At 72.0% G+C, this 18,020-nt stretch carries 9 protein-coding genes; 5 read left to right on the top strand and 4 right to left on the bottom strand.

Annotated elements, in window-relative coordinates; translation table 11 throughout:
• Positions 1-67 precede the first annotated feature (67 nt).
• The gene (locus S1361_RS31035; RefSeq protein WP_208035194.1) at positions 68-292 is read left to right on the top strand and encodes a hypothetical protein; all 225 of its coding nucleotides are present in this window, start codon (positions 68-70) and stop codon (positions 290-292) included.
• Between the two features lie 159 nt (positions 293-451).
• On the top strand, positions 452-1,162 hold the full coding sequence (locus S1361_RS31030) for a TIGR04222 domain-containing membrane protein (protein WP_208035193.1): 711 nt from the start codon (positions 452-454) through the stop codon (positions 1,160-1,162).
• A gap of 84 nt (positions 1,163-1,246) precedes the next feature.
• Here S1361_RS31030 and gcl read toward each other — a convergent pair whose 3' ends face one another.
• Positions 1,247-3,025, bottom strand: a complete 1,779-nt coding sequence (gcl, locus tag S1361_RS31025) for a glyoxylate carboligase (RefSeq protein WP_208036844.1) — start codon at positions 3,023-3,025, stop codon at positions 1,247-1,249.
• A gap of 252 nt (positions 3,026-3,277) precedes the next feature.
• On the opposite strand from gcl, the gene S1361_RS31020 reads away from it, so the two are divergent.
• Positions 3,278-3,946, top strand: a complete 669-nt coding sequence (locus S1361_RS31020) for a hypothetical protein (protein WP_208035192.1) — start codon at positions 3,278-3,280, stop codon at positions 3,944-3,946.
• 145 nt (positions 3,947-4,091) lie between these two features.
• On the opposite strand, the gene S1361_RS39445 is transcribed toward S1361_RS31020, so the two are convergent.
• From S1361_RS39445 to S1361_RS30965, 3 genes are all read right to left on the bottom strand, one after another.
• Positions 4,092-10,313, bottom strand: coding sequence for an Ig-like domain-containing protein (locus tag S1361_RS39445; RefSeq protein ID WP_243769360.1), 6,222 nt, complete (start codon positions 10,311-10,313; stop codon positions 4,092-4,094).
• Between the two features lie 417 nt (positions 10,314-10,730).
• Positions 10,731-12,326 carry an AMP-binding protein gene (locus S1361_RS30970; RefSeq protein ID WP_208035191.1) on the bottom strand — a complete coding sequence of 532 codons (1,596 nt, stop codon included), beginning with the start codon at positions 12,324-12,326 and terminating at the stop codon, positions 10,731-10,733.
• Positions 12,323-13,996, bottom strand: a complete 1,674-nt coding sequence (locus tag S1361_RS30965) for an AMP-binding protein (protein ID WP_208035190.1) — start codon at positions 13,994-13,996, stop codon at positions 12,323-12,325. Before S1361_RS30965 ends, S1361_RS30970 begins: the two co-directional genes overlap by 4 nt.
• Positions 13,997-14,152: 156 nt before the next feature.
• Here S1361_RS30965 and S1361_RS30960 point away from each other — a divergent pair, with 156 nt between their 5' ends.
• Positions 14,153-14,983: a helix-turn-helix transcriptional regulator gene (locus tag S1361_RS30960; protein ID WP_208035189.1), complete on the top strand. Its 831-nt coding sequence runs from the start codon at positions 14,153-14,155 to the stop codon at positions 14,981-14,983.
• Positions 14,984-15,134: 151 nt separating this feature from the next.
• On the top strand, positions 15,135-17,972 hold the full coding sequence (locus S1361_RS30955) for an ATP-binding protein (protein WP_208035188.1): 2,838 nt from the start codon (positions 15,135-15,137) through the stop codon (positions 17,970-17,972).
• Positions 17,973-18,020: the final 48 nt, after the last annotated feature.

The raw sequence follows: 18,020 nt of genomic DNA, 5'->3' as shown, positions 1-18,020 counted from the left end.
AGCGTTCGGCGTTCTCGGGCCGGCGGCCCGGCGTGCAGATCCGTCCCCCGCGCCGCACGCTGAAGGCATGACTCACTACCCGCACATCGTGGTTCATCCCCCGGCGCTGGACGGTTCCCGGCGGGTCACCGAGGGGGACGTGGTGCTGGGGATCGCCTCGCACCTGGACGATGTCGTGGAGATTCTGCGGCTGGCCGACCTGGACCGGATCGAGGTGGAGGTGAGCGATCTGATCGAATGGCAGGGCGGCGGACCGGACGACTGGCCCGGGCTGTCGGAGCACGAGCTGTGACGGCGGCGCGTACGGCAGCGGTCGTAGCCCGGGTGCGCAACCCTCAAATCAACCTCTGAAGACCGCGGCAAAGGCTTCAACCACCCCTCGTCCAGGGCAGATTAGGGGCATGCGGGGCCCGCCGGCACGGGGGCGGCGGGTCCCGTCCGGGGGTGTCTCATGGGCCGTACGCCATCTACTGCGCCGACTGCGCCGGACCCGTACGCGGTCGCGCTGCTGCGCGGGGGCGACCGCGCCGCCGTCACGGTCGCCGTCCTCGGCCTGCACCTGCGGGGCGCGGTCGAGGCGGGCCGGCCGGGCACGCTGCGCCGGACGGGGACGGGCCGGGCCGAGCCCGTGCGGCATCCGCTGGAGAAGGCCGTCCGTACCGGCCTCTACCGGCCCGCCGGGCCGCGGGAGCTGCCCGGCCGGGCGGTGGTGCGGCGGGCCCTGGCCCGGATGCGGGCCGAACTCGCGGCGGACGGACTGCTGCGGGTGCAGCCGCCCCGCCGCACCCGCGCCACCCGCCGGCTGCTGGCGGAGCTGCGCGAGCGCCGCCCGCTGCCCGACGCGCCCGACGGCCTGCCGGAGGAGGAGGCGCTGCTCGCCGCCGCGCTGTACGGCGAGCGGGCCCTGGCCGTGCTCGTGCCGCGCTTCGCCCGCGAGGCCGGGCTCACCGGCCGGGGCGCGCTCGCCGACGAGGGCCGCTTCCCGTTCGGCCGGGGCAACAGCCTGCGCCACCTCATCAGCGGCGGGGATCCGTACGACGGCTCGGACCACGGCTTCGACGGCTGGGGCGGCGCACACGGCGGGTACGACCACGGCGGCAACGGTCACGGCGGCCACGGCGGGTACGACTTCGGGGGCGGGGGCGGCGGCGGGTTCGACTGAGGGCCCCGCCTGCCCGGCGGAACGGCACGGCGAAGGGGCGGCCCGTCTCGCTGGACGGGCCGCCCCTGGTGTGTGCCGGGCGGGTCAGACCTTCAGCGGCCTGACCGACGTCGGCGCGTGGCCGGGCTCGGTGGCCGGTTCCTCGAACTCGGTGACGTCGCTGATGTCCATGGTGCGGCTCATCGAGATGTTGGTGATCCGCTCCAGGATCGCCTCCACGACGACCGGCACCCGGTACTCGGCGGCCAGCTTCTTCGCCTCCTCGAAGGCGGCGCCCAGCCGGTCCGGCTCGGTGACCCGGATCGCCTTGCAGCCCAGGCCCTCGGCGACCTTGACGTGGTCCACGCCGTAGACACCCAGCTCGGGCGCGTTGACGTTCTCGAACTCCAGGTTCACCTGGAAGTTGATGTCCAGGCCGATCTGCGCCTGGCGGATCAGGCCCAGGTAGGCGTTGTTCACCAGGACGTGGACGTACGGGATCCGGTGCTGGGCGGCGACGGCCAGCTCCTCGATCAGGAACTGGAAGTCGTAGTCGCCGGACAGCGCGACGACCGGGGAGTCCGGGTCGGCCTTGGCGACGCCGATCGCGGCCGGGATGGTCCAGCCGAGCGGGCCGGCCTGGCCGCAGTTGATCCAGTGGCGCGGCTTGTAGACGTGCAGCATCTGCGCGCCGGCGATCTGGGAGAGGCCGATGGTGGTGACGTACCGGGTGTCCGGGCCGAAGGCCTTGTTCATCTCCTCGTACACGCGCTGCGGCTTCATCGGCACGTCGTCGAAGTGTGTACGGCGCAGCAGGCCGGCCTTGCGCTCCTGGGTGGCGGCGACCCAGTCGCCGCGGTCGGGCAGCCTGCCCTCGGCCTTCAGCTCCTTCGCCACCTCGATGAACAGCTCCAGCGCGGCCTTGGCGTCGGAGACGACCCCGTAGTCCGGCGGGAAGATCCTGCCGATCTGGGTGGGCTCGATGTCGACGTGGACGAACGTGCGCTCGCCCCGGTAGACGTCCAGCTTGTAGCCGGTGTGGCGGTTGGCCCAGCGGTTGCCGATGCCGAGGACGAAGTCGGACGCCAGGAAGTTGGCGTTGCCGTACCGGTGCGAGGTCTGCACACCGACCATGCCGGCGTTCAGCTCGTGGTCGTCGGGCAGCGCGCCCCAGCCCATCAGGGTCGGGACGACCGGGGTCCGGGTCAGCTCGGCGAACTCCACCAGCAGGTCGGCGGCGTCGGCGCCGATGATGCCGCCGCCGGCGACGATGACCGGCCGCTGCGACTCCAGAAGAAAGGTGATGGCCTTCTCGATCTGGGCGCGGGTGGCGGTGGGCTTGTAGACGGGCAGCGGCTCGTACGTCTCCGGGTCGAACTCGATCTCGGTGAGCTGGACGTCGATCGGCAGGTCGATCAGGACGGGGCCGGGACGGCCGGAGCGCATCAGGTGGAACGCCTGCTGGAAGACGCCGGGGACCTGCGCGGCCTCCAGGACGGTGACCGCCATCTTCGTGACCGGCTTGGCGATCGAGGCGATGTCGACGGCCTGGAAGTCCTCCTTGTGGATCACGTGGGTGGGCGCCTGGCCCGTGATGCACAGGATCGGGATGGAGTCGCCGATGGCGGAGTACAGGCCGGTGATCATGTCGGTGCCGGCCGGTCCGGAGGTGCCGATGCAGACACCGATGTTCCCCGGCCGGGTCCGGGTGTAGCCCTCGGCCATGTGCGAGGCGCCCTCCACATGGCGGGCGAGGGTGTGGCTGATGCCGCCGCCCTCCTTGAGGGCCTTGTAGAACGGGTTGATCGCCGCGCCCGGCACACCGAAGGCGTCGGTGACGCCCTCGCGCTTGAGGATCTCAACTGCCGCGCGGGCAGCGGTCATACGAGCCATCGAGTACTCCTGCTTCGGCTGTCGGATGCGTACTCCCGTCGCGCCCCGCGGCGAGCACGGTCTCCAGAGGATCAATCGCCGCTATTCCGTATTGCGGAAATTGACTTCTGTTATCTGGAAGCAATGTAGGGGGGTGGGGCAAGGTCGTCAAGAGCGGTCCGGACCCCGGAAAGCGCCGGACAGGCGCGGGTGGAGAGGGGCACCATGGGGAGCGCCGTCCCGACGCGACGCCTTGGAGGGGCCATGCCCGAGAGCGTTCCGGTGCGCTGCCCTGCCTGCCGGCGCGAGCACACGTACACCGCGCAGGCCTATCCCTGTGTGTGCGGCGCGCAGGTCGCCCCGGCGCTGGACCGCCGGTCCGCGCCCGCCGTCGTCGTCCACCGCATCTGGGACGAGGACTGGATCACCGTCCGCTGCGGCTCCTGCCGACGCCCGGCCCAGTGGCCGCGCCCGGAGCTGGGATGCCCGTGCGGGACACTGCTGCGCATACCGGTGGCGGATACGGAGGGGGACGCCGACGGCTCCGCCGTGCGCCCGGCCCCCGAGCCGCTCGTCATCCGCACAGCCCGTGATGCCGTCGCCGCCGCGGTGGTGTATCTGCAGCGGCTCGGTCATGAGGGGATACGCCGTGCCGACCGGCGACCGCTGTCCGGGGTGGGGCTTGCCGCGCGCGGGCTGCTCGCCCACGTGGACGCGGCGGCGCGCCGGGCCTCGGCGCGGGACGTGGAATGTCTGTGGCTGACCGCCATGGCGGAGTCCGTGAACTGCGTCTACTTCTCCCTCGCCGGGTACGCGGACGACGCCCGCGCACGCGCCGACGCCCTCGGAATCCCCCTGTTCGTCCTCGGCCTCTCGGGCGTCACCCGGCCGGTGAACGGCCCCGCCGACAAGGTGCACGCCACGAGGCGCTGACCGGCACGCGCCACGCCGGCCGGGCCGGACGCGACGAGGCCCCCGGGCCCCGCGAGTCGAGATCCGAGACATCTCGCTCACGGGCCCGGGGGCCTCTCTTGTCGCACTCCGCCGCCCGTCGTCGGGCCGCTGCGGCCGGAGACTGCTAGGGCGTCACCACGTGCGTGTCCGTCGCTGTGTCCCCGGTGAAGTCCGCGTCCCCGCCGTAGGTCGCGGTGACGGTGTAGGGGCTCCCTGTCGTGTCCGTGTAGGTGTGCGTGGTCGTCGCGGTGCTTCCTGTGAGGGTTTGGGTGTCGGTCGGCGAACCGTCACCGAAGTCGAACGTGACCGTCCCCGTCGGGGTTCCGGCCCCGGGAGGGGCGGGAGTGACCGTGGCGGTGAACGTCACCGGCTCACCCACCGCTGACGGGTCGGGCGCGTCCGTCAGCGCCGCGGTCGTCGCCGCGGGGCTGACGGTGTGACTGCCCGTAGCCGTGGATGTGGTGAAGTCGCCGTCACCGCTGTAGGTGGCCGTCACGGTGAACGGACTGCCCGTGGTCGTGGCGTAGGCGTGCGTGGTGGTGGCGACACCACCGACCAGAGCCACCGGTGCCGAGACGTTCCCGTCACCGAAGTCGAAGACGACCGACCCCGTCGGAGCCCCCGCGCCCGGAGCGACGGGCGAAACGGTCGCCGCGAAGACCACCGACTCGCCCACCACCGACGGGTCCGGCGCATCCGTCAGCGCCGTGGTCGTCGCCGCGGGGTTGACGGTGTGGGTGCCCGTACCGACGGACGAGGTGAAGTCGCTGTCGCCACCGTAGGTCGCCGTCACGGTGAACGGACTGCCGGAGGTGCTGGTGTACGAGTACGTCGCCGTCGCCGTACCGCCCACCACGGTCACCGTCTGGGTCGGTGAGCCGTCACCGAAGTCGAACGTGACCGCCCCCGTGGGAGACCCGGCCCCCGGAGCGACGGGAGCCACCGTGGCGGTGAACGTCACCGGCTCACCCACCACCGACGGGTCCGGCACATCCGTCACCGTCGTGGTCGTCGCCGCCTGGTTCACCGTCTGCGTGTCAGAACCCGACGACGCGGCGAAGCTTCCGTCGCCACCGTAGGCGGCGGTGACCGTGAACGGGCTGCCGGTCGTGGACGTGTAGGTGTGCGACACCGTCGCCGCACCACCCGCCAGGGTCACCGTCTGAGCCGGCGAACCATCCCCGAAATCGACCGTCACCGCCCCCGTCGGAGTCCCGGCCCCTGGAGCAACCGGAACCACCGTGACAGCGAACGACACCGGCTCACCCACCACCGACGGATCCGGCGACGACACCACCGACGTAGCCGTAGCCGCCTGATTCACCGTCTGCGTGTCAGAACCCACGGACGACGTGAAGTCACCGTCACCACCATAGGTGGCCGTCACGGTGAAGGGACTGCCGGAGGTGGTGGTGTAGGTGTGCGACACCGTCGCCGCACCACCCGCCAGGGTCACCGTCTGAGCCGGCGAACCATCCCCGAAATCGACCGTGACCACTCCGGTCGGGGTCCCGGCCCCCGGAGCGACGGGAGCCACCGTGACAGCGAACGACACCGGCTCACCCACCACCGACGGATCCGGCGACGACACCACCGACGTAGCCGTAGCCGCCTGATTCACCGTCTGCGTGTCAGAACCCACAGACGACGTGAAGTCACCGTCACCGCTGTAGATGGCCGTCACGGCGAACGGACTGCCCGTGGTCGTGGCGTAGGCATGCGTGGCCGTCGCGGTGCCACCCGCCACCGGCACCGTCACCGTCCCACTACCGTCACCGAAGCCAAAGGTGACCGTCCCCGTCGGAGTCCCCGCACCCGGCGCCACCGGCGCCACCGTCGCGGTGAACGTCACCGACTGACCCACCACCGACGGATCCGGCGAAGACACCACCGACGTGGTCGTAGTCGCCTGATCTACCGTCTGTGTGTCCGTACCCACGGACGACGTGAAGTTGCCGTCGCCGCCGTAGGTGGCCGTCACGGTGTACGGACTGCCGGAGGTGGTGGTGTAGGTGTGCGACACCGTTGCCGCACCACCCGCCAGAGTCACCGTCTGAGCCGGCGAACCATCACCGAAATCGACCGTGACCACTCCGGTCGGGGTCCCGGCCCCCGGAGCGACGGGAGCCACCGTGACAGCGAACGACACCGGCTCACCCACCACCGACGGATCCGGCGACGAGGTCACCGACGTCGTCGTCGCCGCCTGATTCACCGTCTGCGTGTCCGTACCCACAGACGACGTGAAGTCGCCGTCGCCGCTGTAGGTGGCCGTCACGGTGAACGGGCTGCCCGTGGTCGTGGCGTAGGCATGCGTGGTCGTCGCGGTGCCACCGGCCACCGGCACCGTCACCGTCCCACTGCCGTCACCGAAGTCGAACGTGACCGTCCCCGTCGGAGTCCCAGCGCCGGGAGCGACGGGAGCGACGGTGGCAGTGAACGTCACCGACTGACCCACCACCGACGGATCCGGCGACGAGGTCACCGACGTCGTCGTCGCCGCCTGATTCACCGTCTGCGTGTCAGAACCCACAGACGACGTGAAGTTACCGTCCCCGCCGTAGGTGGCGGTGACAGTGAACGGGCTACCGGTCGTCGACGTGTAGGTGTGCGACACCGTCGCCGTGCCACCCGCCAGAGTCACCGTCTGGTTCGGCGAACCGTCACCGAAGTCGAACGTGACCGTCCCCGTGGGAGTCCCGGCGCCGGGAGCGACGGGAGCGACGGTGGCGGTGAACGTCACCGGCTGACCCACCACCGACGGATCCGGCGACGAGGTCACCGACGTCGTCGTCGCCGCCTGATTCACCGTCTGCGTGTCCGTACCCACAGAGGACGTGAAGTTACCGTCCCCGCCGTAGGTGGCCGTCACGGTGAACGGGCTGCCCGTGGTCGTGGCGTAGGCATGCGTGGTCGTCGCGGTGCCACCGGCCACCGGCACCGTCACCGTCCCACTGCCGTCACCGAAGTCGAACGTGACCGTCCCCGTGGGAGTCCCGGCGCCGGGAGCGACGGGAGCGACGGTGGCAGTGAACGTCACCGGCTGACCCACCACCGACGGATCCGGCGACGAGGTCACCGACGTAGTCGTCGCCGCCTGATTCACCGTCTGCGTGTCCGTACCCACCGAGGACGTGAAGTTACCGTCCCCGCCGTAGGTGGCCGTCACAGTGAACGGACTGCCCGTGGTCGTGGCGTAGACATGCGTGGCCGTCGCGGTGCCACCCACCACCGGCACCGTCACCGTCCCACTACCGTCACCGAAGTCGAACGTGACCGTCCCCGTGGGAGTCCCGGCGCCGGGAGCGACGGGAGCGACGGTGGCAGTGAACGTCACCGGCTGACCCACCACCGACGGATCCGGCGACGAGGTCACCGACGTCGTCGTCGCCGCCTGATTCACCGTCTGCGTGTCAGAACCCACAGACGACGTGAAGTTACCGTCCCCGCCGTAGGTGGCCGTCACGGTGAACGGACTGCCGGAAGTGCTGGTGTAGGTGTGCGACACCGTCGCAACGCCACCCGCCAAGGTCACCGTCTGGTTCGGCGAACCATCACCGAAGTCGAACGTGACCGTCCCCGTCGGAGTCCCCGCACCCGGCGCCACCGGCGCCACCGTCGCGGTGAACGTCACCGGCTGACCCACCACCGACGGATCCGGCGACGAGGTCACCGACGTCGTCGTCGCCGCCTGATTCACCGTCTGCGTGTCAGAACCCACAGACGACGTGAAGTTACCGTCCCCGCCGTAGGTGGCCGTCACGGTGAACGGACTGCCGGAAGTGCTGGTGTAGGTGTGCGACACCGTCGCCGTACCGCCCACCAGGGTCACCGTCTGGGCCGGCGAACCGTCACCGAAGCTGAAGGTGACCGTCCCCGTCGGAGTCCCCGCACCCGGCGCCACCGGCGCCACCGTCGCGGTGAACGTCACCGGCTGACCCACCACCGACGGATCCGGCGACGAGGTCACCGACGTCGTCGTCGCCGCCTGATTCACCGTCTGCGTGTCCGTACCCACAGAGGACGTGAAGTTACCGTCGCCGCTGTAGGTGGCCGTCACGGTGAACGGGCTGCCGGTGGTCGTGGCGTAGGCATGCGTGGTCGTCGCGGTGCCACCGGCCACCGGCACCGTCACCGTCCCACTACCGTCACCGAAGTCGAACGTGACCGTCCCCGTCGGAGTCCCGGCCCCCGGAGAGACGGGAGCGACGGTGGCAGTGAACGTCACCGACTGACCCACCACCGACGGATCCGGCGACGAGGTCACCGACGTCGTCGTCGCCGCCTGATTCACCGTCTGCGTGTCAGAACCCACAGACGACGTGAAGTTACCGTCCCCGCCGTAGGTGGCCGTCACAGTGAACGGACTGCCGGAAGTGCTGGTGTAGGTGTGCGACACCGTCGCAACGCCACCCGCCAAGGTCACCGTCTGGGCCGGCGAACCGTCACCGAAGCTGAAGGTGACCGTCCCCGTCGGAGTGCCCGCGCCCGGCGCCACCGGCGCCACCGTCGCAGTGAACGTCACCGGCTGACCCACCACCGACGGATCCGGCGACGAGGTCACCGACGTGGTCGTGGCCGCCTGGTTCACCGTCTGCGTGTCGGTACCCACCGAGGACGTGAAGTTGCCGTCCCCGCTGTAAGTGGCGGTGACAGGGAACGGGCTGCCGGACGTGGACGTGTAGGTGTGTGACACCGTCGCCGTACCGCCCACCAGGGTCACCGTCTGGGCCGGCGAACCGTCACCGAAGCTGAAGGTGACCGTCCCCGTCGGAGTGCCCGCACCCGGCGCCACCGGCGCCACCGTCGCGGTGAACGTCACCGGCTGACCCACCACCGACGGATCCGGCGACGAGGTCACCGACGTCGTCGTGAGCGCCGGCAGCACGGTCTGGGTGTCCGTGCCGGTGGAACCGGCGAAGTTGAGGCTGCCGCTGTAGGTCGCGGTGACCGTGTACGGGCTGCCGGAGGTGCTGGTGTAGACGTGGTTGACCGTCGCCACACCGCCGACCAGGGGGACCGTCACCGCGGGCGACCCGTCTCCGAAGGAGAAGGTGACCGTCCCGGTCGGAGTCCCCGAGGCCGGGGACACCGGTGCGACCGTGGCGGTGAAGGTCACCGGCTGACCCACCACCGACGGATCCGGCGACGAGGTCACCGACGTGGTCGTCGCCGCCTGGTTCACCGTCTGCGTGTCGGTACCGGTGGAGGGAGCGAAGTTGCCGTCGCCGCTGTAGGTGGCGGTGACGGTGAACGGGCTGCCCGTGGTGGTGGCGTAGGCGTGCGTGGTCGTCGCGGTGCCGCCGGCCACCGGCACCGTCACCGGTGGCGATCCGTCCCCGAAGGTGAACGTGACCGTCCCCGTCGGGGTCCCGGCCCCCGGAGAGACGGGCGTCACCGTGGCGGTGAACGTCACCGGCTGACCCACCACCGACGGATCCGGCGACGAGGTCACCGACGTCGTCGTGAGCGCCGGCAGCACGGTCTGGGTGTCCGTGCCGGTGGAACCGGCGAAGTTGAGGCTGCCGCTGTAGGTCGCGGTGACCGTGTACGGGCTGCCGGAGGTGCTGGTGTAGACGTGGTTGACCGTCGCCACACCGCCGACCAGGGGGACCGTCACCGCGGGCGACCCGTCTCCGAAGGTGAAGGTGACCGTCCCGGTCGGAGTCCCCGAGGCCGGGGACACCGGCGCCACCGTCGCGGTGAACGTCACCGACTGACCCACCACCGACGGATCCGGCGACGAGGTCACGGTCGTCGTGGTGGCGCCCTTGCTCCCTACCGTGTGCGTGTCCGTCCCGGCCGACGGCAGGTTGTTGGCGTCCCCGCTGTAGATCGCGGTGATCGTGTGCGCGCCGACGCTCATCGCGTTGGTCGTGACCGTCGCCGTTCCCCCTACCAGCGGTGCCGTCAGTGTCGGCCCCCCGCTGATGACGAAGGTGACGGTGCCCGTCGGCGTGACGGCTCCCGGCGGGACGGGCGCCACCGTCGCCGTGATCGTCACCGTCTGCCCGAAGTTCGACGGGTCCGGCGACGAGGTCACCGTCGTGTGGGTGGACGCCTTGACGACCGCCTGGACCGTGAAGCCCGTCGAACCGGTGAAGTTGGAGTCACCGCTGTAGATGGCGGTGACCGGGTGGTTTCCGACGGACAGGCCGGTGACCGTCGCTGTCGCGGTACCGCCTACGACGGGTGCCGTCACGGTCGGCCCGCCGCTGACGACGAAGGTGACCGTGCCCGTCGGAGTGCCCGGCCCGAGCGGGATGACGGTCGCGGTCAGCGTTACCGGCTGACCGGCGGTCGAGGGATTCGGCGATGAGCTGGCTAAGGTTACGGTGGCAGGCATGATCCGCCCTCCGGAGGGTGTGGGGTGGTCGGTGCCGACTGTCGTCCCCTGCTGACGCGGGCCGCGACTGGCGGTGACAGGTGCTGAGCACCACAGAAGGCCGTTCCCGACGGAGATATGGGCGGGGCTCGGTCGGTACCACCAGTACGCGCACGACCGGTTCCGCCACGCCAGAACCATGACGCCCGAATCCCCCGAACAGCCGAGCGCGCAAGCCGCGCAAACGGCGCGGAGACCGCCCATGGCATCGGCGCGCAGGAATCACTGTGCGCCGGGCGGAGACACACGTAGGAGAAAAGCGCGCCGGTCCGGGAGCCGCCGGCCCGGCCGGGTGCACAGCGCGCCGGTCCGGGAACCGCGGGGACCGGCCGGGTGCTGCCGGCCGGGCCCGCCGGGGACGAACATGCCTGCCGAAGCTCAGTCGGCCGCGTACTGCTCCCGCAGCTCCACCTTCCGCACCTTCCCGGACACCGTCATGGGGAAGGCGTCGAGGATCTGCAGCCGGCTCGGGATCTTGTAGTGCGCCAACCGCCCCTCGCAGTACGCCCGGAGCTCCTCCAGCGTCAGCGGGTCGGCCGGATCACGCGGGATCACGCAGGCGAGCACCTCCTCGCCGTACCGCTCGTGCGGCACGCCCACCACCTGGACGTCCCGGATCTTCGGATGGGCGTGGAGGAACTCCTCGATCTCGCGCGGGTAGACGTTCTCGCCGCCCCGGATGATCATGTCCTTGATCCGGCCGACGATCTCGACGTAGCCGTCCTCGCGCATCACCGCGAGGTCCCCGGTGTGCATCCAGCGCCCCGCGTCGATCGCCTCGGCGGTCTTCCCGGGCTCGTTCCAGTACCCGAGCATCACGCTGTAACCGCGGGTGCACAACTCGCCCGCCGTGCCCCGCGGCCGGGTGACCCCGGTGGCCGGGTCGACGACCTTGACCTCCAGGTGGGGCAGGACCCTTCCGACGGTGGCGGTGCGGTGCTCCAGGTCGTCCTCGATCCGCGTCTGCAGGGACACCGGCGACGTCTCCGTCATGCCGTAGCAGATGGACACCTGCTCCATGTGCATCTCGGCCACCACCCGTTTCATCACCTCCACCGGGCACGGGGAGCCCGCCATGATGCCGGTACGGAGGGTGGACAGGTCGTAGGAGGCGAAGTCCGGGAGGTTCAGCTCGGCGATGAACATGGTCGGCACGCCGTACAGGGAGGTGCACCGCTCCCGCTGCACTGCATCCAGGGTGGCCGCCGGATCGAAGGAGGGTGCCGGGATGACCATGCAGGCGCCGTGCGAGGTGGCCGCGAGGTTGCCCATGACCATGCCGAAGCAGTGGTAGAACGGCACCGGGATGCAGATCCGGTCCTGCTCGCTGTACGCGATCAACTCGCCCACGAAGTAGCCGTTGTTGAGGATGTTGTGGTGGGAGAGGGTGGCGCCCTTCGGGAAGCCGGTGGTGCCCGAGGTGTACTGGATGTTGATGGGGTCGTCGCAGGACAGTTCCGCGTACCGGGTGTCCGGGACCGCCCGCCCGAGCAGCGCCTCCCAGCTCGGGTCGCCGAAGTACACGACCTCGCGCAGCGTGGGGCAGCGGTGCCGCACCTCCTCGGCCATCGCCCGGTAGTCGCTGGTCTTGTGGGCCAGCGAGGCGAACAGCAGGGAGACACCGGACTGCTGGAGGACGTACTCGACCTCGTGGGTGCGGTACGCCGGGTTGATGTTGACCATGATCGCGCCGATGCGGGCGGTGGCGTACTGGACCAGGACCCACTCCGGGCAGTTGACCGCCCAGATGCCCACCCGGTCGCCCTTGGTGACCCCGCTCGCGGCCAGCGCCTGCGCCAGTTCCTCGACGGTGGCGCCGAATTCGGCGTAGGTCCAGCGCCGCCCGGACGGCACGTCGACCAGCGCCTCGCGGTCCGGCCAGGCCGCCACCGCCCGGTCCAGGTTGGCGCCGATGGTGTCACCGAGCAGGACGGTCGGGCTCGTCCCGTGCGTGTACGACAGCTGAGCGGTCACCGGAAGTCCTCCTCGCGGTACTCGTTCTGCGAGCCGGCCGCCGTGGCCTCGCGCAGCTCGATCCGGCGGATCTTGCCGGACACCGTCTTGGGCAGCGCGCCGAACTCCAGCCGGCGGATGCGCTTGTAGGGGGCGAGCACCTTCCGGGAGTGCTCGAAGAGGACCTTCGCGGTGCCGGGGCCGGGCTGCCAGCCCTCGGCGAGGACGACGTACGCCTTGGGCACGGCGAGCCGCAGCTCGTCCGGGGCGGGCACGACGGCCGCCTCGGCCACCGCCTCGTGCTCCAGCAGCGCGCTCTCCAGCTCGAACGGACTCACCTTGTAGTCCGACGCCTTGAAGACATCGTCACTGCGTCCGATATAGGTGAGATACCCCTCTTCGTCCCGTGAGGCAATGTCCCCGGTGCGGTAGTAGCCGCCCGCCATGGCCTCGGCCGTGCGGTCGGGGTCGCCGTGATAGCCGGTCATCACGCCGACCGGGCGCTCGGCGAGGTCGATCGCGATCTCGCCCTCGGTGGCGCCGGGCGCGCCGGAGACCGGGTCGAGCAGTTCCACCCGGAAGCCGGGGCTGGGCCGGCCCATCGAGCCGGTCTTCAGCGGCTGGCCGGGGCTGTTGGAGACCTGCACGGCGGTCTCGGTCTGCCCGAAGCCGTCCCGGACCGTCACCCCCCAGGCCCGCCGGACCTGCTCGACGACCTCGGGGTTGAGCGGCTCGCCGGCTGCCACGGCCTCGCGGGGCGGGGCGGCCAGCCGGCCGAGGTCGGCCTGGATGAGCATGCGCCACACGGTCGGCGGCGCGCAGAACGTGGTCACGCCGGCCCGGTCCATCTCGGCCATCAGCCTGGCCGCGTCGAAGCGGGTGTAGTTGAAGATGAAGACGGTCGCCTCCGCGTTCCACGGCGCGAAGAGGTTGGACCAGGCGTGCTTGGCCCAGCCGGGCGAGGAGATGTTCAGGTGCACGTCGCCCGGCCGGAGACCGATCCAGTACATGGTGGCCAGGTGCCCGACCGGGTACGAGGTGTGGGTGTGCTCGACCAGCTTGGGGCGGGCGGTCGTACCCGAGGTGAAGTACAGCATCAGCGGGTCGTCGGCCAGCGTCGGACCGTCGGGGAGGAACTCGGCGGTCTCCGCGTACGCGTCCTCGTAGGGCTCCCAGCCCTCCTCCGGCAGGCCGCCGACCGAGATCCGGGTGTAGGCGCCGGGCACGTCGGCGAACTTCGCCGTGTCCTCGGCGCGCGCGATCACGTGCCTCACCCGGCCCCGCTCGACCCGGTCGCGCAGGTCGCCCGGGCCGAGCAGCGGGGTGGCCGGGATGACCACCGCACGCAGCTTCATGGCGGCCAGTGCGGTCTCCCACAGCTCGGCCTGGTTGCCGAGCATGACGAGGACGCGGTCCTCCGCGGCGACCCCGCGCTCGCGCAGCCACCGGGCGACCCGGTTCGACCGCTCGGACAGCTCGGCGAAGGTCAGCCGGGTCTCGGTGCCGTCCTCCTCGACGATGTGCAGGGCGGTGCGGTCGTTGCCGGCGGCGATCACGTCGAACCAGTCCAGTGCCCAGTTGAACTGCTCGGGCCGGGGCCAGCGGAAGCCCTCGTAGGCGGTGGCGTAGTCCTCTCGGTGCTCCAGCAGGAAGTCCCGTGCGTTCCTGAAGACCTCGGTCGCCGTCGTCATCCGTCCTCCTTGCCTGTGTGGTCGTTCGCCGGCGCGGCCTCCGGCTCACTCCCGTGATGCCCGGCCATTGCCGGGCGGCTCTCTGGCATCGTCTAATCCGTGATGCAGGTCTCACCACCCCCGAACGGGGGGGGTGGGGGCCGGAAGGGCGGAGAGGTGACGGCAGACGCGGTGGAGGCGGTGGAGATCGGTGGCGCGCTGGCCCGGCTGCGGCGTACGACGGGACTTCCCGTCGCCTTCGGCGGGCTGGTGGAGTCCGGCCGGCCGCAGATCCGCATCAGCGAGCTGAGCGGTACGACCACGGCCGCGCTGCGCTCACTGGCGGTGACCTCCGGCAGCGGACTCGGCGGCAAGGCGGTGGCCCTGGCCCGGCCGTGCGCGGTGACCGACTACTCCAGCTCCCGGCAGATCAGCCACGAGTACGACGTGCCGGTGGCCGCCGAGGGCATCCGCGCGGTGCTCGCGGTGCCGGTGGTGGTCCGGCGCCGGGTGCGCGGGGTGCTCTACGGCGCGCTGCGCTCGGCCCGGCCGCTCGGCGACCGCACGCTGGGCGCGGCGGTGGCGGCGGCGCGGGACGTGGAGCAGGCGCTGGTGGTGCGGGACGAGGCCCGGGGGCTGCTGGCGGCGGCCCGGCCCGAGCGGACCGGCGCCGAGCAGGGTGCCGGATGGGAACAGGTGCGGGAGGCGCACGCGGCGCTGCGGGCGCTGGCTCCCCGGATCGCCGATCCGGGGCTGCGGGCCGAACTGCTGGCCGCCTGCGGGCTGCTGACCGCTCCGCCAGGTGCCGGGGGCGTGACCCTGGCGCCACGGGAGCTGGACGTGCTGTCCTGGGTGGCGGCGGGGGCCACCAACGTGGCGGTGGCCGAGCGGCTGGGCCTGCGCCCGGAGACGGTCAAGGGGTATCTGCGGTCGGCGATGCGGAAGCTGGGCGCACACACACGAGGGGAGGCGGTGACCGCGGCCCGGAGGGCGGGACTGCTGCCGTAGGGAAGGCGGTAAGGAAACCTGCCCATTCATCCGGTGTCGCTTTGAATTTCCCTCTGCTTGACCGTTTGTTATTTCCCTCACCACGGCTTCCGTCCGAATTTCAAGGATCGTTGCCTAGAATTTGGCCCGGACACGACACACGAGGGGAGCGGTGACCGTGCGACGGGACTTCCAGGAGCCTGCCAGGTGCCGCCCCGACCTGGTCATCGGCCGCGAGGAGCTGTTCGCCGGCGCCCGTGGGCAACTCGCCTCGGGGGGCAGTGTGCTGCTCCACGGCCCCGCCGGAATAGGGAAATCCACCGTCCTGCGGGCATTGGCCGAGGAATACGGCGCCACCACGCGCACGGTCTTGCGCTGCTCGGCGACCGAGTCCGAATCCCACCTCCCCTTCCTGGCCCTCGCCGACCTCCTCGGTCTGGTCCTCGACGAGGTCTCCGCCCGGCTGCCCGCCGCCCAGCGCACCGCCCTGGAGTCGGCGCTCACCGGCCGCGGCGAGTCCAGCCTCCAGCGCGACGGCCTGGCCCTGCGCCTGGCCGTGCTCTCCGCGCTGCGCGCCCTCGCCGCCCACGGCCCGGTCCTCGTCGTCGCCGACGACCTGCAGTGGCTGGACCCGGCCAGCTCCGAACTCCTCGGCTTCGCCGCCCGGCGCCTGGAGGGCACCCCGGTGCAACTGCTGTGCGCGGTCCGCACGGAGGGGCAGGAGAGCCAGGAGTACGACCGTCACCTGCGCGCCTGCCCGCCGGGCACCCGCGCGGTCCGGCTCGGCCCGCTGTCCCGCGCCCAGGTCGCCCAGCTGCTCGACCACCGCGGCCACGGCGGACTGCCCCGCTCCACCGTCCGCGAGATCCACCGCACCAGCGGTGGCAACCCGCTGTTCGCCCTGGAGCTGGGCCGCGCCCTCGCCGACAGCCCCACCCCGCCCCGGCCCGGCGAGCCGCTGCCCGTGCCGACGTCGCTGCGCGCCCTCGTCCTCAGCCGCCTCGACATGCTCTCCGTGGAGGCCCGCCGCACCCTGCTGGTGGCCAGTGCCGGCGCCCGCCCCACCCCGGCGCTGCTGCACGCGGCCGGCCGGGAGAACGCCGAGGCCGAGTGCGCCCAGGCCGCCGAACTCGGGCTGCTGGCCACCGAGCCCGACGCACCCGCCGTACGGTTCGCGCACCCGCTGATCTCCGCCGCGCTGTACGCGGAGGCCCCCGCGCACGAACGGCGGGCCGCGCACGCGGCGCTGTCCACCGCCGCCTCCGACCCGATCGAACGGGCCCGGCACCTGGCCCTCGCCACCACCGGCACCGATCCGGAGGTGGCCGCCCGGCTCGCCGAGGCCGCCGCGCTCGCCCGGGACCGCGGGGCCCCCTCGGTCGCCGCCCAGCTGGGACTGCTCGCCGCCCGGCACACCCCCGCCGACGGCACCCCGAGCCAGGAGGAGCGCCGGCTCGCCGCCGCCGAGGACGCGATCACCGCCGGCGAGGTCGACCTGGCCCGGGACATCGCCCGGGAGGTGCTGGCCCGGGCGAGCGTGCCCGCCGACCGGGTGCGGGCCTGGATCATCGTGATCGACACCGCCGGCCACACCATGGCCGAGGTCGACGCCGTCTTCCCGCAGGCCCTCGCCGACGCCGGCGACGACCCCCGGCTGCTGGCCCTCGTCCACTACCAGTTGGCCTGGCGGGCGCTGATCGTGGAGGGCGACTTCACCGAGGCCCGGGAGGCCGCCGCGCACGCCGCCGAACTCGCCGCGCGCGGCCACGACCGGCGCACCGAGCTGCTCGCCCTCGCCTTCCAGGCGCAGACCGAGACCCTGATGGGCCATCCGGAGGCGCCCCGCACCATCAAACGCGCCCTGAAGGAGCCGCAGGACCCGCGGGTGGCCTGGCACCACAACGGCGCGGGCAGCGCCCGGTTCCGCTGGCTGGTCATGGGCGACCAGCTGGCCGAGGCCCGGGCCACCGTCACCGCGCTGCTGCGCGAGGTCCGCCGGCGCGGCTCGGTGGAGAGCGAGGTGCACTTCCTGCGCGGCCTCGCCGAGACGGAACTGCGCGCCGGGCACTGCGGGCGCGCCCTCGAACTGGCCCGCGACAGCCTGCGGCTGGCCCGCGACTCGGGCATCGGCGAGACCGCCTCGGCGATGCTCACCTCGCTCGCGGAGGCCTCCGGCGGCGACGTCGACCGCGCGCTGGCGCTCGCCCGGGAGGCGGTGGACCACGCCGAGGAGGACGGCGACCAGATGTACCTATCCCGGGCGCTGGGCGCACTCGGGTACGCCCAGCTGGTGGCCGGGGACCCGGCGGGCACCGTGCGCTCGCTGCGCCGGGTGCGCAGCCTGGAGCTGGGGCTCGGCATCACCGACCCGGCCCGCGGCCGCTGGCAGGGCGACCTCGCCGAGGCGCTCGTCCGGATCGGTGAACCCGCCGAGGCGCAGGCCGTCATCGACGCGGGCCGGGAACACGCGCTGCGGCTCGGCCGGGAGAGCGTCCTCGCCGTGCTGGACCGGTCCGAGGCCCTGGTGCGGGCCGCCCGGGGCGACCTGGAGGCCGCGCTCGCCCAGCTGACGTCCGCTCAGGACCGGCTCGGCAAGCTCGGCTACGGCCTGGAGGAGGCGCGGGCCGCGTTCGCGCTGGCCCGGCTGCACGGCAGGCGCACGCCGGAGGGGGCCCGCGCGGCAGCGGCGGCCCTCGACGAGGCGGCCCGGATGTTCCGGCGCTGCCGGGCGCTGCCCTGGCTGCGCCAAGTGGACGAATCGCGCACCGCCCCGGAGCCGGACCCGGTGCCGGCCGCGCCGGACGCGCCCGCCGCCCTGGGCGTGCTGGCCGCGATGGAGCGTCAGGTCGCCGCGCTCGTCATGGAGGGCGCCACCAACCGGGAGATCGCGGCCCGGCTGTTCATCAGCGTGAAGACGGTGGAGGCGACCCTCACCCGGGTCTACCGCAAGCTCGGGATCCGATCGCGTGTCGACATCGTCCGATTGGCGGCAGGTCGCCGCGCGCCCTGAGCGGCGCTCTTGTTAACTGAACCGGACCGAGGGTTTTCCCTCACCCAA

The organism is Streptomyces cyanogenus (assembly GCF_017526105.1).
In the GTDB taxonomy this organism is placed as follows: Bacteria; Actinomycetota; Actinomycetes; order Streptomycetales; family Streptomycetaceae; genus Streptomyces; species Streptomyces cyanogenus.
The sequence above is the reverse complement of the archived record's forward strand: the minus strand, read 5'-3'. Positions and strand labels throughout refer to the sequence as shown.